The organism is Aeromonas sp. 601027 (genome assembly GCF_049174455.1).
Taxonomy (GTDB): Bacteria; Pseudomonadota; Gammaproteobacteria; order Enterobacterales; family Aeromonadaceae; genus Aeromonas; species Aeromonas veronii_A.
Map to the genome: position 1 here is coordinate 17,251 of NZ_JAAKTN010000011.1, position 20,081 is coordinate 37,331.

The 20,081-nt window shown below is 61.1% G+C and carries 20 protein-coding genes; 9 read left to right on the plus strand and 11 right to left on the minus strand.

All coding sequences use genetic code 11. The features are described 5' to 3' along the window. Nucleotides 1-94 precede the first annotated feature (94 nt). Together greB and G5193_RS14560 are read left to right on the plus strand one after the other, a co-directional pair. Nucleotides 95-568 (plus strand): transcription elongation factor GreB, encoded by a 474-nt coding sequence (greB, locus tag G5193_RS14555; protein ID WP_005355349.1) that lies wholly within the window; start codon nucleotides 95-97, stop codon nucleotides 566-568. Nucleotides 569-769: 201 nt separating this feature from the next. Further along, complete coding sequence (locus tag G5193_RS14560; RefSeq protein WP_421206241.1) at nucleotides 770-3,079, plus strand: Tex family protein; 2,310 nt, start codon at nucleotides 770-772, stop codon at nucleotides 3,077-3,079. 70 nt (nucleotides 3,080-3,149) lie between these two features. On the opposite strand, the gene G5193_RS14565 is transcribed toward G5193_RS14560, so the two are convergent. From G5193_RS14565 to bioH, 4 genes are all read right to left on the minus strand, one after another. Continuing rightward, nucleotides 3,150-3,428, minus strand: coding sequence for a hypothetical protein (locus tag G5193_RS14565; RefSeq protein ID WP_005355353.1), 279 nt, complete (start codon nucleotides 3,426-3,428; stop codon nucleotides 3,150-3,152). A gap of 85 nt (nucleotides 3,429-3,513) precedes the next feature. Then, nucleotides 3,514-4,281, minus strand: coding sequence for a putative metalloprotease CJM1_0395 family protein (locus G5193_RS14570; RefSeq protein ID WP_421206242.1), 768 nt, complete (start codon nucleotides 4,279-4,281; stop codon nucleotides 3,514-3,516). Nucleotide 4,282: 1 nt separating this feature from the next. Then, the gene (locus tag G5193_RS14575; protein ID WP_005340632.1) at nucleotides 4,283-4,516 is read right to left on the minus strand and encodes a flagellar basal body rod C-terminal domain-containing protein; all 234 of its coding nucleotides are present in this window, start codon (nucleotides 4,514-4,516) and stop codon (nucleotides 4,283-4,285) included. Nucleotides 4,517-4,587: 71 nt separating this feature from the next. Then, nucleotides 4,588-5,352: a pimeloyl-ACP methyl ester esterase BioH gene (bioH, locus tag G5193_RS14580; RefSeq protein WP_100652342.1), complete on the minus strand. Its 765-nt coding sequence runs from the start codon at nucleotides 5,350-5,352 to the stop codon at nucleotides 4,588-4,590. A 38-nt stretch (nucleotides 5,353-5,390) separates the two neighbouring features. On the opposite strand from bioH, the gene G5193_RS14585 reads away from it, so the two are divergent. Both G5193_RS14585 and nfuA read left to right on the plus strand, forming a co-directional pair. Further along, nucleotides 5,391-6,119, plus strand: a complete 729-nt coding sequence (locus tag G5193_RS14585; RefSeq protein ID WP_421206243.1) for a ComF family protein — start codon at nucleotides 5,391-5,393, stop codon at nucleotides 6,117-6,119. A gap of 80 nt (nucleotides 6,120-6,199) precedes the next feature. Beyond that, a complete protein-coding gene (nfuA, locus tag G5193_RS14590; RefSeq protein WP_005340636.1) occupies nucleotides 6,200-6,778 on the plus strand; it encodes a Fe-S biogenesis protein NfuA in 579 nt (192 codons plus the stop codon). 69 nt (nucleotides 6,779-6,847) lie between these two features. Here nfuA and gpsA read toward each other — a convergent pair whose 3' ends face one another. From gpsA to G5193_RS14605, 3 genes are read right to left on the minus strand one after another with little or no spacing between them, the layout of a single operon-like run. Beyond that, on the minus strand, nucleotides 6,848-7,852 hold the full coding sequence (gene gpsA / locus G5193_RS14595; RefSeq protein WP_236767761.1) for an NAD(P)H-dependent glycerol-3-phosphate dehydrogenase: 1,005 nt from the start codon (nucleotides 7,850-7,852) through the stop codon (nucleotides 6,848-6,850). Between the two features lie 2 nt (nucleotides 7,853-7,854). Beyond that, the gene (gene secB, locus G5193_RS14600) at nucleotides 7,855-8,325 is read right to left on the minus strand and encodes a protein-export chaperone SecB (RefSeq protein ID WP_042054222.1); all 471 of its coding nucleotides are present in this window, start codon (nucleotides 8,323-8,325) and stop codon (nucleotides 7,855-7,857) included. A 50-nt stretch (nucleotides 8,326-8,375) separates the two neighbouring features. Beyond that, nucleotides 8,376-8,807: a rhodanese-like domain-containing protein gene (locus G5193_RS14605; protein WP_005340640.1), complete on the minus strand. Its 432-nt coding sequence runs from the start codon at nucleotides 8,805-8,807 to the stop codon at nucleotides 8,376-8,378. A gap of 246 nt (nucleotides 8,808-9,053) precedes the next feature. Between G5193_RS14605 and gpmM the strand changes: the two genes are divergently transcribed. Together gpmM and envC are read left to right on the plus strand one after the other, a co-directional pair. Further along, on the plus strand, nucleotides 9,054-10,583 hold the full coding sequence (gpmM, locus tag G5193_RS14610) for a 2,3-bisphosphoglycerate-independent phosphoglycerate mutase (RefSeq protein WP_005356867.1): 1,530 nt from the start codon (nucleotides 9,054-9,056) through the stop codon (nucleotides 10,581-10,583). 9 nt (nucleotides 10,584-10,592) lie between these two features. Further along, complete coding sequence (gene envC / locus G5193_RS14615; protein WP_421206244.1) at nucleotides 10,593-11,945, plus strand: murein hydrolase activator EnvC; 1,353 nt, start codon at nucleotides 10,593-10,595, stop codon at nucleotides 11,943-11,945. Nucleotides 11,946-12,077: 132 nt separating this feature from the next. On the opposite strand, the gene G5193_RS14620 is transcribed toward envC, so the two are convergent. Continuing rightward, nucleotides 12,078-12,728: a Qnr family pentapeptide repeat protein gene (locus G5193_RS14620; protein ID WP_042059194.1), complete on the minus strand. Its 651-nt coding sequence runs from the start codon at nucleotides 12,726-12,728 to the stop codon at nucleotides 12,078-12,080. Nucleotides 12,729-12,817: 89 nt separating this feature from the next. Here G5193_RS14620 and G5193_RS14625 point away from each other — a divergent pair, with 89 nt between their 5' ends. After that, nucleotides 12,818-13,825, plus strand: a complete 1,008-nt coding sequence (locus tag G5193_RS14625) for a substrate-binding domain-containing protein (RefSeq protein ID WP_421206245.1) — start codon at nucleotides 12,818-12,820, stop codon at nucleotides 13,823-13,825. An 84-nt stretch (nucleotides 13,826-13,909) separates the two neighbouring features. Here the strand turns inward: G5193_RS14625 and G5193_RS14630 are convergent, their stop codons facing one another. Genes G5193_RS14630 through G5193_RS14640 form a run of 3 tightly spaced genes read right to left on the minus strand, consistent with a single transcriptional unit; the run spans nucleotide 13,910 to nucleotide 16,863 of the window. Next, entirely contained in the window at nucleotides 13,910-14,551 is a 642-nt protein-coding gene (locus G5193_RS14630) for a bifunctional 4-hydroxy-2-oxoglutarate aldolase/2-dehydro-3-deoxy-phosphogluconate aldolase (RefSeq protein WP_005342660.1), read from the minus strand. A gap of 9 nt (nucleotides 14,552-14,560) precedes the next feature. Beyond that, a complete protein-coding gene (gene edd, locus G5193_RS14635; protein ID WP_421206246.1) occupies nucleotides 14,561-16,357 on the minus strand; it encodes a phosphogluconate dehydratase in 1,797 nt (598 codons plus the stop codon). After that, entirely contained in the window at nucleotides 16,354-16,863 is a 510-nt protein-coding gene (locus G5193_RS14640) for a gluconokinase (protein ID WP_005340649.1), read from the minus strand. Before G5193_RS14640 ends, edd begins: the two co-directional genes overlap by 4 nt. A 245-nt stretch (nucleotides 16,864-17,108) precedes the next feature. On the opposite strand from G5193_RS14640, the gene gntU reads away from it, so the two are divergent. After that, a complete protein-coding gene (gene gntU, locus G5193_RS14645) occupies nucleotides 17,109-18,449 on the plus strand; it encodes a gluconate transporter (protein ID WP_005355418.1) in 1,341 nt (446 codons plus the stop codon). Between the two features lie 150 nt (nucleotides 18,450-18,599). Beyond that, nucleotides 18,600-19,949 carry a CDP-diacylglycerol--serine O-phosphatidyltransferase gene (gene pssA / locus G5193_RS14650; RefSeq protein WP_181363602.1) on the plus strand — a complete coding sequence of 450 codons (1,350 nt, stop codon included), beginning with the start codon at nucleotides 18,600-18,602 and terminating at the stop codon, nucleotides 19,947-19,949. Nucleotides 19,950-20,081: the final 132 nt, after the last annotated feature.

Below are 20,081 nucleotides of genomic sequence, written 5' to 3' on the forward strand. Positions count from 1 at the left end.
GCTGGCGCAATTTCTCTCGACAGAAGGAGGACAAAAGCTAATATTCCCGAGCAGTTAGCGATGATTACCCCTCTTTGACCAGGTCCGCATCACCATGAAGACAAAGCTGATCACCCGCGAAGGCTACAACAAGCTGAAAGAAGAGCTCGATTTCCTCTGGCGTCAGGAGCGCCCCGAGGTCACCAGAAAGGTGGCATGGGCCGCCAGCCTAGGGGATCGCAGCGAAAATGCCGACTACCAGTACAACAAGAAGCGACTGCGGGAGATCGATCGGCGGGTGCGTTACCTGCGCAAATGTCTCGAAGAGCTGGGGATCGTCGACTATGCCCCCGCGCAGGAGGGCAAAGTCTTCTTCGGTGCCTGGGTCGAGGTGGAAAACGAAGAGGGCGAGACCAAGCGCTTTCGCATCGTCGGCTATGACGAGATCTTCGAGCGCAAGGATTACATCTCCATCGACTCCCCCATGGCCCGCGCCCTGCTCAAGAAAGAGGTCGGTGATGAAGCCATCGTCCGTACGCCAGTTGGTGACGTCTGCTGGTATATCAACGAGATCAGCTACCCCAAATAGCCGGACTACTGGTGAGCTGCTTGCCACAGGCACATCCTGAGTCACAGGTGCAATGGCAAGATATGCGCTCTCCCCTGCGACTTATCAGTCTGACGGGTGCAGACCCCGGCGCAGGGTGGCATCCCGCAACACGACCCCATATAGTGCTCACACTTGGCGCCTGATGGCGCGGACTCGACCACAGAGGCCCTCAACAACATCATGATGCAAACCATAGAGAGACAGATTGCCGGTGAGCTCAATGCTCGCCCGGAGCAGGTGCAGGCCGCAGTGCGCCTGCTGGATGAAGGCTCGACCGTGCCCTTTATCGCCCGTTACCGTAAAGAGGTGACCGGCGGTCTGGACGATAGCCAGTTGCGCACCCTAGAGAGCCGCCTCGGCTATCTGCGTGAACTGGAAGATCGCCGTCAGGTGATCATTCGCTCCATCGAAGAGCAGGGCAAGCTGACCCCCGAGCTGATGCGCGAATTGAATGGTGCCGACAGCAAGACCCGGCTGGAAGATCTCTACCTCCCCTACAAGCCCAAACGCCGCACCAAGGGGCAGATGGCGATCGAAGCCGGGTTGGAGCCGCTGGCCAACCTGCTGCTCAGCGACCCGATGCAGGATCCCGAGCAAGCTGCAGCCACCTTCCTCAATCCCGAACAGGGCATTGCCGACAGCAAGGCTGCCCTCGACGGCGCCCGCTATATTCTGATGGAGCGCTTCGCCGAGCAGGCCGACCTGCTGGAGAAGCTGCGCGACTACCTGTGGCAAAATGCCACCCTGCGCGCCCGCGTGGTGGCAGGCAAGGAGCAGGAAGGGGCCAAGTTCAAGGACTATTTCGAACACGACGAACCCCTGCACAAGGCCCCCTCCCACCGGGTGCTGGCCATGCTGCGCGGCCGCAATGAGGGGATCCTCAATCTGGCGCTGGTCACCGGTGACGACGAGAGTACCAGCCCCTGCGAAGGGATCATTGCCCACCACCTCAAGCTCAATCTGCAGAACCGCCCGGCCGACAAATGGCTGCAGGGGGTAGTGAGCTGGACCTGGAAGATCAAGTTGTCGCTTCAAATGGAGACCGAGCTGATCGGTCGCATCCGCGAGTCGGCAGAGGAGGAGGCGATCAAGGTGTTCGCCATGAACCTCAAGGATCTGCTGATGGCGGCCCCAGCGGGCATGCGCTGCACCATGGGGCTGGATCCGGGCATCCGCACCGGGGTCAAGGTTGCCGTGGTGGATGCCACCGGCAAACTGGTCGATCACGCCACCATCTATCCGTTCGAACCAAAACGCCAGATTGATCAGAGCCTCAAGACCCTGAGCGAGCTGTGCCAGAAACACAAGGTCGAGCTCATCAGCATCGGCAACGGTACCGCTTCGCGGGAGACCGACCGGCTGGTCAGCGACCTGTTCGAGCGCTACCCCGCCGCCAAGGCGCAGAAGATAGTGGTGAGCGAAGCGGGGGCCTCGGTCTACTCCGCCTCCGAGCTCGCCTCTCTGGAGTTCCCGGATCTCGACGTCTCGATCCGTGGCGCCGTCTCCATCGCCCGCCGCCTGCAAGACCCGCTGGCCGAGCTGGTCAAGATCGATCCCAAGAGTATCGGGGTGGGCCAGTATCAGCACGACGTCGGCCAGAGCCAGCTGGCCCGCCGGCTGGATGCCGTGGTCGAGGATTGCGTGAACGCGGTCGGGGTCGATGTGAACACCGCCTCGGTCGCCCTGCTCAACCGGGTTTCCGGCCTCTCCCAAACGCTGGCCCAGAACATCGTCGCCTATCGGGATGAGCACGGCGCTTTCAAGAGCCGTCAGCAGTTGCTGAAAGTGAGCCGACTCGGCCCCAAAGCCTTCGAACAGTGCGCCGGCTTCCTGCGCATTCGAGGCGGCAGCAATCCCCTCGACAGCTCGGCTGTACACCCGGAGTCCTATCCGGTCGTGGAGCGGATCCTCGCCAAGCTGGAGCAGACCGTGGAGAGCCTGCTCGGCAACAGCAGCCTGCTGCGCAGCCTGAAACCGGCCGATTACACCGATGAGCAATTCGGCGTGCCCACCATCACCGACATCATCGGCGAGCTGGACAAGCCGGGCCGCGACCCGCGCCCCGAGTTCAAAACAGCGACCTTCAAGGAAGGGGTGGAGCAGATCAGCGACCTGGTGCCCGAGATGGTGCTGGAAGGGGTGGTCACCAACGTCACCAACTTCGGCGCCTTCGTCGATATCGGTGTTCATCAGGACGGGCTGGTGCACATCTCCTCCCTGACCGACCGTTTCGTCAAGGATCCCCGTGAGGTGGTCAAGGCCGGCGACATTGTGCGGGTCAAGGTGCTGGAGGTGGACGCCCCGCGCAAGCGGATCAGCCTGACCATGCGCCTCGACGAAAAGGCAGGGCAGCCCGCCCGCAAGCCGGCTGAAGCGCGCAACAGCTGTGCTGGCAACACCAAACCAAGAAATGAGCCGCGCCAAAGCCCCCCTATGGGTGGTGCCATGGGCAACGCCTTCGCGGCAGCGCTCTCCAAAGCGAAAAAGTAACGAAACCGTCCGGAACGCCTCTGAATGCAAAAAGCCCCTCAAGGGGCTTTTTTACACGCGAAGCTCAGGATCACTGCGTCAGGGCAGCAAGAATGCTCTCGGGCTCTCCATGCTGGGCCAGCACCTCCCGCAGTCGGTTGAATGCCTTGCAGGCCTCTTGCGGATACTTGCCGTAAGAGACGACGCCGGTGTGGCTCCAGCCTGCCGCCAACATAACTTTCTTCTTGAAACTGGTTCCTTCAGTTCCCCCTCCTCCGAGCTGCATCAGAAACTGCTCCATCTGCAGGTGGGGGGGCGGTACACGGGAGAAGGTGGTGAAATCTTCCGCTTTGACTTCATCGAAATGCATGACAGCTCCTGTGAAATTGGAATGGGCCTGATCTTCAGGTTAGTTGCAAAACAGGCAAAGCAGCTGAAAGTTTGGCGAGGGTGATTCAGATATGCAGACTGAGGGACTGGGTAGAGGCCGGGCTGACAGCCTGTTGATAGTGGCTCGCGATGACGCTGTTGCGCTTGTCCATATAGGCGCTCAGCACACCGCCCGATTTCGCGCTCTGCTCGGCCATCAGCTCTTTGCGCGCCTTGGCCTCACTCGCGGCGGCGCTGCGCGCAACGGCCAAATCCTGCGCAGAAGGCTCGGCAGGCGCCAGCGCTGCAGTGCGGATCTGCTGCATCTTGGCGATGGTAGCGGCAGGGTCACCGGGTACGACACTGGTATCGATCTGGACTTCGCCACCCGTTGCATAACGCTTGCCATCCGGCCCTTGCGTAAACTGATAGGTGGGCGAGCTGGCGTACTCACCACCCGCTGACTGGTGCGCCTGCTCGTGGGTTCGAACCTCCTTGTCACGCTCGACAAGATCCTGAACCTGCTGCTCTTGCCGCTGTTGCTGCTCCTGCTGTTTGGGATCTTGCTGCTTGCGCTGCCCATCCTCGCCGGTGGCCTCAACAAAGCGATTGTCTGGCAGTGTCGTCGGCGCTGGTTGCCCGGTTTCACGGCTGTTCTGGGAGGTCTGATTGCTGGAGGCCTGAGCGGCTTTGGATTTCTCTTTCTGGGAGCCGACTTCAGATTCGGCAACGGAGGCTTGGCCCGCTCGGGCCTGCGGGATCAGTTCTGCCCGGCGATTATCCGTCCTCGCCGCTTCCACTTGGGGTTGCAGCTGTGTCGGGATAAGAGGAGGCAGACTGACATTGATGTTCATCTCACACCCGGATGTCGATCAGGGTTCCCATCATATCGCTGGCAGTCTGCACTACCTTGGCGGAAGCGCCAGCCTGCTGCTCGGCCACCTTGAGATTGACGAGCTCATCGGTCACTTGCACCTGATCCCCGCTGGGGGTGTTGAGGCGGGCGATCTGATTGGATGCCTTGTCGGCAATCTGCTCGGCTCGCTGAAATCCCTGTACCCCGCTGTTGAAAGCAGAATCAATACGCATGATGTTACTCCTCTGGTCACAGCTTAATTATCCGCCAGACCAGAGGATTAATGAAGCTTGCAGGCTGTTTTTTAGCCAACAAAATCTCGAACGATTTCAATGAATTCGTCAGGATGGGAGATAAAAGGTGCGTGTGAGGCCTTATTAAGGGTCACGCTGCGGCTGGCAGGGTAGAGATCATCCAGCAGGGGAATGGCCGCCTTGGGTACCAATGAATCCAGTCGGCCATAGATCCGCAACCAGGGCAGATCCAGCTCCTGAAGCGGTTCGCGCAGATCAATCTCGGCCAACAGCGTCAGTCCAGCCTCGAGTGCGGCAAACGCGGGCGCCGGCCGCTCGGCCAGCCAGTGGCGCAACTGACGGATATCGTCCCGGGCGTGTTCACTGCCCATGGCCTGGATCGCCAGAAAACGCTCTATGGTCTGGCGAAAATCCCCTGCCAGCATCTGGTTGAAGCCGGTCAGTACCTTGGGGGCGATCCCCGGCCACTCATCGCGGGCCATGAAACAGGGAGAGCTGGCTACCGTGATCAGGGAGTGCAGCCGATCGGGATGCGTCAGCGCCAACTGGCTTGCCACCAGACCGCCGAGCGACCAGCCAAGCAGATGACACTTCTGCGGCAAGATGGCAGCCACCTGCTCGGCAAGCCAGGGCAGGCTGTAATCCACCTCGTCTGCCAGCAGGCTGTTGCCAAAACCGGGCAAATCTACCAGATGAACCCGATAGTGGGGCGCCAACTGTTGGGCAATGCCATGCCAGACCGCACCGTTCATCCCCCAACCGTGCAACAGCACCAGATCGGGCCCCTGGCCAAACTGCTCTACCGATATGCTCATCTAGACTCAAGATCCCTGTTCATGCTCTTGGGGTCAGCATGTTAAAGCGACTGCTCGCTAAAGCAAGCCCGCTGCTCGGCAGCCACGGTGACTGGCAAGGGAGTTGCCTGCTCTGCCATCAGCCTTGCGACAACGAGCCCCTGCTCTGCAGCTGGTGTCGGCAGGCGTTGCATCAATCAGAGCCAAGATGCCGCCTCTGCGCCGCACCGCTGGCTGCCTGTATAGAAGAGAGCATACCGGTCTGTGGTCGCTGCCAGCGCAGACCTCCCCCCTGGGAGCGGTTGCAGGTGATTGGCGACTACCGGGCCCCCTACCCCATGCTGATCCCCCGGCTCAAATATTCCGGTCAGATCCTGCTGGCACCGCTACTGGCACGCCTCTTGGCCGATCATCTGGATGGCTGCGAGCCGCCGGAGGCGATCATTCCGGTTCCCCTGCACTGGTGGCGGCAATGGCGGCGTGGGTTCAATCAGGCGGAGGAGATCGCACAAGCCCTTGGCGAGTTCACCGACATTCCCTGCGACAACACCCTACTGCAGCGCATCAAGTCGACCCCGCAACAAACAACCCTGAGCGCCGGGCAGCGGCGGCGCAATCTGCGCGGGGCATTCCGGATCCGCCCCCACCACTATCGCCATGTCGCCCTGCTCGATGACGTCGTGACCACAGGCGCCACCGCCGGTCAGCTCAGCCGTTTGCTCCATGAGAGCGGCATCACAAAGGTGGAAGTGTGGGCAATCTGTCGTACCCTGCGGCACAGCAAGTAGCCATAGGCATGCTACCCAAGCATTAATAACCGCGTTATCATGAATACCCTAGTCGTACACTCAGGTTTATGAGGATAGTGATGATCAGCATTTCCGACGCCGCCCAGGCCCATTTCCGTAAACTGCTGGAAAAACAGCCTGATGGCACCAATATCCGGGTGTTTGTGGTCAATCCGGGAACCCAGAATGCCGAGTGTGGCGTATCGTATTGCCCGCCCGATGCCGTGGACCCGGAAGATCAACACCTGCCCTTCAGCGGCTTCGACTGCATGGTCGATCCCCTGAGCGCCCCCTTCCTGGTGGATGCCACCATCGACTTCGTGACCGATCAGATGGGCTCCCAGCTCACCCTGAAAGCACCGAACGCCAAGATGCGTAAAGTGGCCGACGACGCGCCGCTGATCGAGCGCATCGAGTACGTGTTGATGTCCGAAGTGAACCCTATGCTGGCCGGTCACGGTGGCAAGGTCACCCTAGTCGAGCTGACTGAAGACAAACTGGCCATCCTGCAGTTTGGTGGTGGTTGCAACGGTTGCTCCATGGTCGATTACACCCTTAAAGAGGGGATCGAGAAGCAGCTGCTGGAGAAGTTCCCGGGTGAGCTCAACGGCGTGAAAGACGCCACCGAGCACCAACGCGGCGACCACTCCTACTACTGATTTGCAGCCCTTGCAGCAAAGAAAAGGCCCCGCCATCCGGCGGGGCCTTTTGCATGGGCAATCGGCAGATTACTCGTCCTTCTTGTCTCGCGACAGCAGGGCGATGGCCGCCTCTTTCGGGTTCTTACCCTCGTAGAGCACCTTGAAGATCTGCTCGCAGATGGGCATCTCGACGCCGCAGCGGGCCGCCAGCAGATGCACCTCTTTGGTGTTGCGATACCCCTCCACCACCTGACCGATCTCGGTCATGGCGGTGTTCACATCCTTGCCAGCCCCGAGGGCCAGCCCGAAGCGACGGTTGCGCGACTGGTTGTCGGTACAGGTGAGCACCAGATCCCCGAGCCCCGCCATCCCCATAAAGGTTTTGGCATCGGCACCCAGCGCCGCACCCAGACGCTGCATCTCCACCAGACCCCGGGTGATGAGCGCGGTTCTGGCATTGGCGCCAAACCCGAGCCCGTCGGAGAGACCGGCACCGATGGCGATGACGTTCTTCACCGCCCCACCCAGCTGCAGACCGACGAAGTCCGGATTGGTATAGACCCGGAAGGAGCGGCCACAGTGCAGTAGATGGGAGAGATCGTCGGCAAACTCATCGTGAGTCGAGGCGACAGAGATGGCGGTCGGCAGACCGGCAGCCAGCTCCTTGGCGAAGGTGGGGCCGGAGATCACCGCCAGCGGTATCTCGTCACCCAGCACTTCACGAGCCACATCCTGCAGCAGACGGCCACTGTCCGGCTCCAGACCCTTGGTGGCCCATGCGATACGGGTATCAGGGCGCAGGAAGGGCTTGATCCGGGTCAGCACATCGCCAAATACATGGCTTGGCACGACCAGCAGCAGCACGGGGGCAGCCTGTACCGCACGTTGCAGATCCGCAGTCAGCTGCAGATCGGCGGGAAAAGGGACATCAGGCAAAAATGCCTTGTTGCAGCGGTCTTGTTCCAGCTCGGCGACATGGGTGGGGTCGTGACCCCACAGCAGGGTCGGATGACCGTTGCGCGCCAGAGAAATGGCAAGGGCGGAGCCATAAGACCCCGCCCCCAAGACCGAGATAGCGATCTGGTCAGCCATTATCAGGCTTCCGCAGTCGCCTGCTGGGCCTGAGCTTGCGCCATGTGCTGGGCAAACAGGGCATCGAAGTTGACCGGTGCCAGGTTCAGCTGCGGGAAGGAACCCTTGCTCACCATGTTGGCCACGGCTTCGCGGGCATACGGGAACAGGATGTTCGGGCAGAAGGCAGCCAGGCAGTGAGCCAGTTGCGGCTCCGGCAGGTTACCGATAGTGAAGATACCGGCTTGCTGTACTTCGCACAGGAAGGCAGTTTCGGTTTCCAGTTTGCAAGTCACGGTCAGGGTCAGAACAACCTCGTACACGCTCTCAGCCAGGATGTTGGTCTTGGTATCCATATCCAGCTTGACGTCCGGCTGCCACTCTTTCTGGAAGATGTGCGGGGTGTTCGGCGCTTCGAAAGAGACATCCTTGGTGTAAACACGCTGGATGTGGAATTCCGGTTGTACTTCCTGGTTGTTGATCTCGTCAGCCATTTCGTTTGATTCCTTGTTATATGGATAAGTGGGCTCAGGCCCTGCTTAAATCAGCGTTTCTTGGTTACCGGCAGATTTTCTGCACGCCATTGGGCCATGCCACCGCCGAGCACATAAACCTGCTTGAAGCCAGCTTTGCTCAGCTGACGGCCCGCGCCGCCCGCAGTCATTCCCGACTCGCACACCACTATGATGGGGGCATCTTTATGCTTTTCAACCGGGCCCAGATTATTGCTCTGGATCTGGGTCAGCGGCAGGTGCTGGGCACCGGCCAGATGGCCCTTGGCATACTCTTCCTGACTGCGAATATCCACCACGGTGGCATTCTCGCGGTTGATCAGCAGGGTCGCGGTGTGGTTGTTGACGGTTTTTACCGGGGACAAACGGGCACGCACAGTGGTGTAAACCAGGGTGCCAGCCAGACCCAACCAGGCTGCGGTCAGCAGCGGGTTACGGGCCGCAAAATCCAAATACTCTTGCATCTTCTACTATCCAGGGACCAAGACAAGGGCCCGAGTATACATGGGGGTATTGATAAGATCAGCCATCTTGGCGGCAAAGCGCGAGCAGGCTCCCATCCTCATTGGGCATCGATCATGGCAGGAAGGGCGTGGCTTGCGGGGCAGCAGGAGCGCCCCTTGGCTATCAGGTGACTATTTCGGCAGATGTAGTAATATTACGCTAGTTTCATTTCCCGCATTTTTTCCAATCCGAGAGGACATAGTCTTATGTCAACAGCTAAGAAACCTTTGGTTCTGGTCATCATGGACGGTTGGGGCTACAGCACCAAGCAAGAGCACAACGCCGTCGCTGCCGCCAAGACTCCCAACCTCGATCGTCTGGCCCGTGACTACACCAGCACCCTGATCTCCGGCTCCGGTCTGGACGTCGGTCTGCCGGATGGCCAGATGGGCAACTCCGAAGTGGGCCACGTCAACATCGGTGCCGGTCGCATCGTCTATCAGGAGCTGACCCGCATCTCCAAAGACATCCAGGACGGCGAATTCTTCCAGAACGTCGAGCTGGCCAAGGCTGTTGACGCTGCCGTCACCAACGGCAAAGCCGTTCACATCATGGGCCTGATGTCTCCGGGTGGCGTACACAGCCACGAAGAGCACATCATGGGCATGATCGAAATGGCTGCCAAGCGTGGCGCCGAGAAGATCTACCTGCACGCCTTCCTGGATGGCCGCGACGTTCCGCCGCGCTCCGCCCAGTCCTCCATCGAGCTGTTCGATGCCCTGTTCGCCAAGCTCGGCAAGGGTCGTTTCGCCTCCATGATCGGCCGTTACTTCGCCATGGACCGTGACAACCGCTGGGATCGCGTGCAGCAAGCCTATGACCTGATGACCCAGGGCAAGGGCGAGTTCACCGCCGAGAGCGCCACCGAAGCACTGGCTGCCGCTTATGCTCGCGACGAGAACGACGAGTTCGTCAAAGCCACCCGCATCGGCGAAGCTGCCCCGATGGAAGATGGTGATGCGCTGATTTTCATGAACTTCCGTGCCGACCGTGCCCGTGAAATCACCCGCGCCTTCGTTGACACCGACTTCACCGGCTTCGCCCGTGCAGTCGAGCCGAAGCTGAACTTCGTGATGCTGACCGAATACGCGGCCGACATCAAAACCGCCTGTGCCTACCCGCCGACCGCTCTGGTCAACACCCTGGGTGAGTGGCTGGCCAAGCAGGGCAAGACCCAGCTGCGCATCTCCGAAACCGAGAAGTATGCTCACGTTACCTTCTTCTTCAACGGTGGCGAAGAGTCCTGCTTCACCGGCGAAGATCGCGAGATCGTGGCCAGCCCGAAAGTGGCGACCTATGACCTGCAGCCGGAGATGAGCTCCGAAGAGCTGACTGACAAGCTGGTTGCGGCCATCAAGAGCGGCAAGTACGACGTCATCATCTGTAACTACCCGAATGGCGACATGGTTGGTCACACCGGTGTGTTTGATGCCGCAGTCAAAGCGTGTGAAGCCGTTGACCACTGCATCGGTCGCGTCACCGACGCCCTGGCCGAAGTGGGTGGCGAGTGCCTGATCACTGCCGACCACGGTAACGCCGAGAAGATGCTGGACGAAGAGACAGGTCAGGCCCACACCGCCCACACCAATCTGCCGGTTCCGCTCATCTATTTCGGTCGCAAAGCCGAGGTGGTTGAAGGTGGCAAACTGTCCGATCTGGCCCCCACCATGCTGACCCTGATGGGTCTGCCGGTGCCGCCGGAAATGACTGGCAAGCCCCTGATGATTCTGAAATAATCCTTCCCCATGCGGGGATGCGAAGTTATTTCACAGAAAACCAGTCGCGTCGGCCTGTTGGCCGGCGCGCTGTTTTTTTGCCTGTCGTTTGGCGCCAGCAAACCGGCTTTGGCCGCCAATCAGCAGCTGGGGACCATGCAGTCCCAGATCAAAGAGCAACAGAAGACCATCAAGCTCAGCAAGCAGGAGCTTGCCAAGCTCAATACCCAGCTCAAGGCTGACGAGCAGGCCATCTCGGCCGCCGCCGCCAAACTCAACCAGACCAGGCAGCAGTTGAAGCAGAACCAGCAGACGCTGGCGACCCTGCAAAAAGACAAGCTGGCGCTGGAAGTTCAAGCCAAACATCAAAAGCAGTTGCTGGCCAAACAGGCGGAGAGCGCCTTTCAGGCGGGCAACCACGACTACCTCAAACTGCTGCTCAATCAGCAGGATCCGGCCAAACTGAGCCGCTCCCTCGACTACTACGACTACCTCAACAAGGCCCGCATCGAGGCCATCGACGCCCTGCGCGCCACCCGTGACAAGCTGGCGAAAAACCAGCAGGCCACCAAAGAGACCGAAACCAGACTGCAGACCCTGCTTGCCGAACAGCAGGAACATCACCAGACCCTGCTGGCCAGCCAGCAGAGCCGGGCCAAGGTGCGCAACCAGTTGCAGCAGTCGGTACAGGATGACGAGCAGAAGCTGACCCAGCTGGTCAAGGCGGAGAAGGCGCTGAAAGCCCGGCTGGAAGAGCTGCGCCGCCAGCGGGAAGAGCAGGAGCGCCGCGAACGGGCCGAACGGGAGCGGCTGGCCAAGCTGAAAGCGGAACAGGAGCGTCAGCGCAAGCTGGCCGAGCAGCGCCGCGCCGAGCAACAACGACTTGCCGCCCAGCAGAACAAAACCGTCAAACCGGCAGAACCGGTCGAAGAGATGTCCAGTACCAAACCGGAGCGAGGCTCGGGGATTGGGACCGCAGGTTACTACAGCGGGCTCAAGACCAATGGCAGCCTGCGCTGGCCGGTACAGGGGCCGATCCTCATCGCCTACGGCTCGCCGCGCACCGCCCAGCTCAAGTGGAAAGGCACCCTGATCGGCGCCAGCGAAGGAACCCAGGTCAAGGCGGTCGCGCCGGGCCAGGTGGTTTACGCCGACTGGCTCGATGGCTTCGGTATGCTGCTGGTAATCGATCACGGTAAGGGCTATATGAGCCTCTACGGTCACAATCAGTCGCTGCTGCGTCAGGTTGGCCAGAATGTGGAACAGGGTGAACCGGTGGCGCTGGTCGGTGACAGTGGCGGTCAGGACAGACCGGGCCTCTACTTCGAAATTCGCTATCAGGGCGAGGCGATCAACCCGACCAAATGGCTGGCCAAGGGTTGAGTTAACCCGGCCGACAAACGCGTCACACACTCACTAGCAAAAGCCTGCATCACGCAGGCTTTTGTCGTTTCAGGAGCGCCCTCCCCATTGTCGGTCCCATTTGATGAAAAATTACCTAATTTTCCGCTCGGCTCAGGGGAAGACAACCAGACCGATCTGCTCCAGCAAGGTCTGCTGCTGATCCTCGTTAATTTGCACCCCTTGCAGATCGACCCGGCGCAGATCCAGCCCCGGCAGGTCGCACTGGCGCAGATCGCAGCCCTGCAGCTTGAAGCTGGTCCAGTCGATCTGGCCAAACTCGGAGCCGCTGAGATCGGAACCCGCAAGCGAGGCACCAAACAGGTTGGCCCCCTGCCAACGGTTGCCGGTCAGCTCGCACTTCTCCAGCAGGCAGCCCTCGAAGCTGGCATAGCTGAAGTTGTTGCCGGTCAGATGGGCCTCGCAGAAGTAGCTTTTGGCGGTGATCTGGTTGGCGAAGCTGGCGTGGCCGAAGTTGATACCGACCGCCTGACAGTCGCGCATCTCCAACCCCAGACACTGGCTGCGGCTGCAATCGGCCATGGTGAGATCGCAGCGCAGGAAGCTGGCCTCGCGCAGATCGCAACCCTGCAACAGGCAGCCCCGTTCACTCTCCCGATCGTAGAAGCTGCAGTCGATGAAGCGGCTATCGCTCAGATCCAGCCAGGAGAAATTGCAGCCGATAAAGCGGCACTCCGAGAACTGCTCCCCCTCCACATCCTGTTGTTCGAACCGGACATCCACGAACTGCTTGCCTCTGATCATCGGAAAACTCCTGCAAAAACGGCTTCATATGCTGACTTTATCCGCCAAAAACGGTAATGTTACATGTAACATCCACGCTGGACACCCCTATGAGCCCCACCCGCAAGCGCCGCCCCACCCTGCAAGATATCGCCGACCAGACCGGCGTGACCAAAATGACTGTCAGCCGCTATCTGCGCGACCCGCAGACCGTATCGGAGGGGACCCGCGAGCGGATCGCGGCTGTGGTGGAAGAGCTGGGTTATATCCCCAACCGGGCGCCGGATATTCTCTCCAACGCGACCAGCAAGGCGATCGGCATCCTGATCCCCTCCCTCTCCAACCAGGTCTTCTCGGCGGTGATCCACGGCATCGAGTCGGTGACCCGACCGGCCGGTTACCAGACCCTGCTGGCCCACTACGGCTACAGCCCGGAGCGGGAGGAGGAGCAGGTCGCATCCCTGCTCTCCTATCACGTGGATGGGCTGATCCTCTCCGACAGCCAGCACACCGAACGCACCCGCAAGATGATCGCCACCGCCGGCATTCCGGTGGTGGAGACCATGGATCTGCCGCAAACCCCCATCGACATGGTGGTCGGCATGGATCATAGAGCCGCGGCCCGGGCCATGGTAACAGAGATGCTGCACCGGGGCCGACGCAAGGTGGTCTATCTGGGAGCGCGGCTCGACGTGCGTACCCAGCTGCGGATGGAGGGTTACTATCAGGCGATGACCGACTTCGGCCTCACCGGCCAGCATCTGCTGACCGAACAATCCTCCAGCTTCACCCTGGGGGGTGAGTTGCTGGATCAGGCACTGGTGCGCTATCCCGACCTCGACGGCCTGTTCTGCACCAACGATGACCTGGCGGTGGGCGCCCTGCTGCAGTGTCAGGCCAAGTGGATCCCGGTGCCCCAGCAGATCGCCATCGCCGGTTGCAACGCCCTCGACATTGGCCACGCCATGACCCCCAAGCTGGCCAGTATCGCCACCCCGCGGGAAGCGATCGGTCGGGAGGCGGCCACCATGCTGCTGGCGCGTCTCAGCGGCCAATCCCAACCCGACACCCGCAAGGATATCGGCTTCTCCCTCTATGTCGGGGAGAGTCTGGGTTAATCCCTTCCCTCACCCACTTAAATCACGCCGATAACAAACAGGCCACCCGAGGGTGGCCTGTTTGGTTTTCGGCACAACTGATGCTTAGCGTTTTACCAGCTCAACCGCTTCGCGGGAGAGGCGGGTCACCTCTTCCCAGTTGCCGCTCTTGACCGCATCGGCCGGCAGCATCCAGGAGCCGCCGACGGTGGCCACGCACTTGAGCGCCAGATAGTCGGCCACGTTTTTCGGGCCGATACCGCCGGTCGGGCAGAACTTCACCTGGGGCAGCGGCGCGGCAATGGCAGAGAGCGCCTTGGTGCCGCCGTTCGCTTCGGCCGGGAAGAACTTCAGGTGGTCATAGCCCGCTTCCAGCGCCTGCATCACTTCAGACGGAGTTGCCACACCCGGGATCAGCGGCGCGGTGCTCTTGGCCGCGTGAGCCAGCAGGGCCGGCGTCATCCCCGGGGAGATGACGAAGCGGGCACCGGCGGCAACGGCTGCGTCAAACTGCTCGCAGTTGAGCACGGTACCGGCACCGACCATGGCATCCGGCATTGCCTTGGCAATGAGGGCGATGGCATCAAGCGCCACCGGGGTGCGCAGGGTGATTTCGAAGACAGAGATGCCGCCGTCGAGCAGCGCCTTGGCCATCGGCAGGGCCTGATCCAGCTCGTTGATAACCATCACGGGTACCAGCGGGGAGGCGGCAAACACCTCGGCCGGGGTCACTTTCCAGTTCTGCATAGCTCTTCCTTAGTCAAAGATGGTGGCGCCACACTCGGCGCTCGATACCGCGCGACGCATCACGCTGAACAGTTCACGGCCCCACCCCTCTTGTTCCAGAGTGAGGTCAATCTCGGCCTGGATACGGCCACTCAAATCGGTCAGGCAGTCGAGGCTGCCGTTTACCGCATCAACCCGCAGCAGATCGCCGTCGGCCAGCAGGCCAATGGCCCCGCCGTGCAGCGCTTCCGGGGTGACGTGGATGGCGGCCGGGATCTTGCCGGATGCGCCGGAGAGGCGGCCATCGGTGACCAGCGCCACCTTGTAACCCGCCTTCTGCAGGTTGCCGAGCACCGGCATCAGCTTGTGCAGCTCCGGCATGCCGTTGGCTGCCGGGCCATTGTGGCGCACCACGATCACGGCATCCTGATTAAGATCGCCCGCCTTGTAGGCCGCTTCCACCGCATGCTGGGAGGAGAAGACCCGCGCTGGCGCTTCGATCACCCGATACTCGGGAGCCACGGCGGAGACCTTGACCACGGCGCGGCCCAGATTGCCCGCCAGCAGCTTGGTGCCGCCGGTGGCCTGGAATACGCTGCCGGAAGGCGACAGCACGCTCGCGTCGCCGCTCTCGCCCACCGGCTGCCATACCAGCTGGCCATCGACCAGTGCCGGACGGCTGAGGTAATCCTGCATCTCGCCAAAGACCGGAGTGGCATCCATGTGGATCAGCCCCTCTTGCGCCAGACGGCGCATCAGGCCGGGCACGCCGCCCGCCTGTTCGAAGGCGTTGACGTCAGCCGGGCCGTTCGGGTACATGCGAACCAGCAGCGGCACCACGTCGGATAGATCGCTGATGTCATCCCAGGTCAGTACCAGACCGGCCGCGCGGGCCAGTGCCACCATGTGGATGCTGTGGTTGGTGCTGCCGCCGGAGGCGAGCAGGGCCACCAGACCGTTGACCAGCGAGCGCTCATCCAGCACCTCGCTCAACGGGCGATAGGCCGGGGAACCCGGGATCATGGCGCTGATACGACGGGCCGCTTCGGCGGTCAGGGCGCGGCGCAGCTCGCTATGCGGGTGCACAAAGGCGGAGCCCGGCAACATCAGGCCCATGGCCTCGAACACCAGCTGGTTGGTGTTGGCGGTGCCGTAGAAGGTGCAGGTGCCTGCCGCGTGGTAGGCGCCGCACTCCATCTCCAGCAGGGCATCGCGACCCACTTCACCGGCGGCATACTTCTGACGCACCTTCACCTTCTCGTCATTGCTGATGCCGCTAGCCATGGGACCAGCAGGAACAAATGCAGTCGGCAGGTGAGCGTGGGAGAGGGCCCCCATGATCTGGCCCGGAGCGATCTTGTCGCAGATGCCGAGCAGCAGGGTCGCATCGAAGGTGTTGTGAGAAAGAGAGAGCGCGGTCGCCTGGGCGATCAGGTCGCGGGAGAAGAGGGACATGTCCATCCCCGGTTGACCCTGAGTCACGCCGTCGCACATGGCGGGCACGCCGCCGGCGACCTGGGCGCTGTGGCCCAGCTCGGCCAGCACCGCCTTGATCTGATCCGGATAGCCCTGATAGGGCTGATGGGCGCTCAGCATATCGTTGTAGGCGGTGACGATGCCGACGTTGGCGCGGGTCATATCGAGAATGCGACCCTTCTCGTCACTGCTGCAGGCGGCCACGGCGTGGGCCAGGTTGCCGCAGGCCAGCGCGGCGCGGGTCTTGCCCTGCTCTGCCTGACGCTGGATGCGGGCCAGAAATGCCTGACGACGGGCGACACTGCGCTCGCGGATGCGGGCGGTGACGTCGGAAATTACCTGATGAATCATTGGGCTTGCTCCAATGCTGTGACGGCGCGGTCAACCACCTGTTCGAAGGTGCCGTCTATATCAATGTGGAATACACCAGCTTCGCCATCCGGGCGCTCCAGAGTATCGAACTGACTTTGTACCATGCTTTCACGCATGAAATGGCCTTTGCGGGCACGCATCCGCTCGAGGATCAGCGGCTGGCTGCCATCGAGGAAGATGAAGCTGACCGACTCGTTGCCTTCGCGGATCTGGTCGCGGTACTTCTTTTTGAGGGCGGAACAGACAATGATGCCGGTCTCGTTCTTCTGCTCGAGACTGTAGGCGGCGTCGCGGATCCGCTCCAGCCAGGGGGCACGATCCTCATCGTTGAGGGGGTTGCCGCCAGCCATCTTCTGGATGTTGGCCTTGGGGTGCAGGTCATCACCATCGATGAACTTGGCGCCCAGCGCTTCGGCCACTTTCAGACCCACGCTGGATTTGCCGCTACCACACACACCCATCACGATAATGCACTTACCCGCCATAATTTGACCTCTGTCCCACTTTTCAAAAAACCAGCTGTTGATGGGTTCTAATCTAACACGTTACCGGTAACATGTTACCGGTAACGATTGAAAATGTGAAGTCTGCCACAGACTGAGCAAACCCATAGTCACCTGGGCATATGATGTTGAGCCCTTGCCATAAATCTAAATAAATCATAAAGATATGGTTTGCCGACGGATCGGCAAGGTGTCACGACTGAACTTGGAAAAAGGAACGCATAACAATGTCTGACCTCTCCCTGATCATGACAGCCGCCGGCTCGATTGTGCTGCTGCTCTTTCTGGTGATGAAGGCCCGGCTCCACGCCGTGGTAGCCCTGATCCTGGTCTCCATGGTGGCGGGTCTCGCCGCCGGCATGAACCCGGCCGATATCGCCAACACCATCCAGAAAGGGATGGGTGGCACCCTAGGTTTCGTCGCGGTAGTGGTGGCGCTGGGCGCCATGTTTGGCAAGGTGATGGAAGTGACCGGTGCCCTCGACCGGGTAGCCCACACTCTGCTCGGCAAGTTCGGCGTCAAGCGCGCCAACTGGGCCATGGCCCTGACCGGCTTTGTCTGCGCCCTGCCGCTCTTCTTTGACGTGGCCGTGGTGCTGCTGATCGGCGTCGCCTTCGCCATCGTCCGTCGTGGCGGCGGCAGCGTTGTGAAGATCGGTATCGCCCTGCTGGCCGGTATCGCGACTTGCCAGGCCTTCCTTATTCCGGCGCCGGGCCCGATCCTGGTGGCATCCCAGCTGGGTGCCGACTTCGGCTACATGATCCTGTTCGGCCTGATCGCCGCCGTGCCGGCGCTGATCCTGGCTGGCCCGCTGTTCGGTGACTTCATCAGCAAGATCGTCGATGTGCCGCTGCCTGCCGATGCCCAGAACAGCGTTCACGATGACAGCAAATCCCTGCCCTCTTTCGGGCTGGCCATGGGCCTCATCGGTCTGCCGCTGCTGCTGATCGGCCTCAAGACCATCGTCGGTCGCTTCGTCGAGGCGGGCTCCACCCTGCACAACTGGCTGGAGTTCATCGGTCACCCCTTCACTGCCATCATGGTCGCCTGTCTGGCCGCCTTCTATCTGCTGGGTATTCGCCGTGGCATGTCCCGCGACGAGGTGATGAGCGTCTGCAACAGCGCCATCCAGCCCGCCGGTGTCATCATCCTGGTGACCGGTGCCGGTGGCGTGTTCAAGCAGGTGCTGGTTGATTCCGGTGTGGGCGCCGCGCTGGGCAATATGCTGGCCGACTCCGGTCTGCCCATCGTCGCGCTGGCCTTCATTCTGGCCGCTGCGGTACGGGTGATTCAGGGCTCTGCCACCGTCGCCATGCTGACCGCCTGCGGTCTGGTGCTGCCGATGCTGGAGCCGCTCGGCCTGAACGGTGCCCAGCTGGCGGCCGTCACCATCGCCATCGGCGGCGGTGCCATCGTGCTCTCCCACGTCAACGACTCCGGTTTCTGGCTGGCGAACCGCTACCTCGGCCTGACCGAGAAGCAGACTCTGCAGACCTGGACCGTGATGGAGACCATCATCGGCACCACCGGCGGCGTGATGGCGATGATCATCTACAGCTTCCTCTGACAAGGGCGAAATGCTGACAAAAAGGCCTCACTCGTGAGGCCTTTTTCATCTTTCTGATGATTCTTTCTTTGGCTGAGAGGGCGAGATTGCTAGAATCGCCTATTCATCGCTCCGAGTGGAACGCTTAACCCCGTGATTTCAGGTTTATCTATGCATTCATCGGCCCATTATCGACAACTGCTGGCGCGCCTGCCCCAGATCGCCGTCGCAGCGGATCAGTTTGAAGTGCTCTATAGCGCCCAGGATTTCAAACGCCGCATTCTTGCGCTTATCGCCAGTGCCACCCGGCGCATCTATCTGGTCGCGCTCTATCTGCAGGATGACGAAGCAGGCCGGGAGATCCTCTCCGCCCTCTACGCCGCCAAGCAGCGCAATCCGACCCTCGACATCAAGCTGTTCGTCGACTTCCACCGTGCCCAGCGCGGCCTGATCGGCAAGGGCAAGCAGGGCGGCAACCACCTGATGTATCAGGCCATGGCTGCCGAACACGAGCACCAGATCGAAATCTACGGCGTGCCGGTCAAAGGGCGCGAGCTGCTCGGCGTGCTCCACCTCAAGGGCTTCATCTTTGATGATGTGGTGCTCTACTCCGGTGCCAGCCTCAACGACATCTACCTGCACCAGCAAGATCGCTACCGCTTCGATCGCTATCACCAGATCACCAGCCCGGAGCTGGCCCGCAGCATGGTCAACTATGTGGATGACCTGTTCGTGAAGAGCGACGCGGTGCAGCGACTGGATCACAGCGATATCCCCAGCGCCAAGCAGCTGAAGGGGCCGATCCGCCGCTTCAAGCAGAACCTGCGCCAGAGCCAGTACCGCTTCAGCACCATGCCGGTCAACACTCAAGAGGTGGCCGTCACCCCCATGGTGGGTCTGGGTAAGCGCAACAATCAGCTCAACCTGATGATCCGCAATCTGGTGCGTGCCACCGAGCGGGAGATCTTCATCTGCACCCCTTACTTCAACCCGCCCAAGGAGTTGAGCAAGGATATCGAGGATCTGCTGCAGCGCGGTTGCAAAGTCACCATCGTAGTGGGCGACAAGACCGCCAACGACTTCTTCATTCCGCCGGAAGAGAAGTTCTCCACCATCGGTGGCCTGCCCTATCTCTACGAGACCAACCTGCGCAAGTTTGCCGAGCGCAACCAGCGTCACATCGACGACGGTCGCCTCAACCTGATGCTCTGGTGTTGCGAGCGCAACTCCTACCATCTCAAGGGGATCTTCGTGGATGACGAGTGGGCCCTGCTCACCGGCAACAACCTCAACCCCCGCGCCTGGGCGCTGGATCTGGAGAATGGCCTGCTGGTGCACGATCGTCGCCACCTGCTGCGTCCCCAGTTCAACGCGGAGCGGGAGAACATCCTGACCAACACCAAGCGGATCAGTCACTTCGATCAGGTGGAGCAGATCCAGGACTACCCGGAACAGGTACGCAAGCTGCTGGGACGGATCCACCGGGTCAAGGCCCACCTGCTGCTAAAACGCATCATCTGACCTTGGGCGCCATGCGCCCGCACCTTGCCTGTTGGCAGCCGCACAAAGGCCTCCCGTTTTCGGCAGGCCTTTGTTATATCCGCCGTTTCCCCCACTTTGGCGGCCCTGCCAGCAGCAACTCGGCTTGCATCG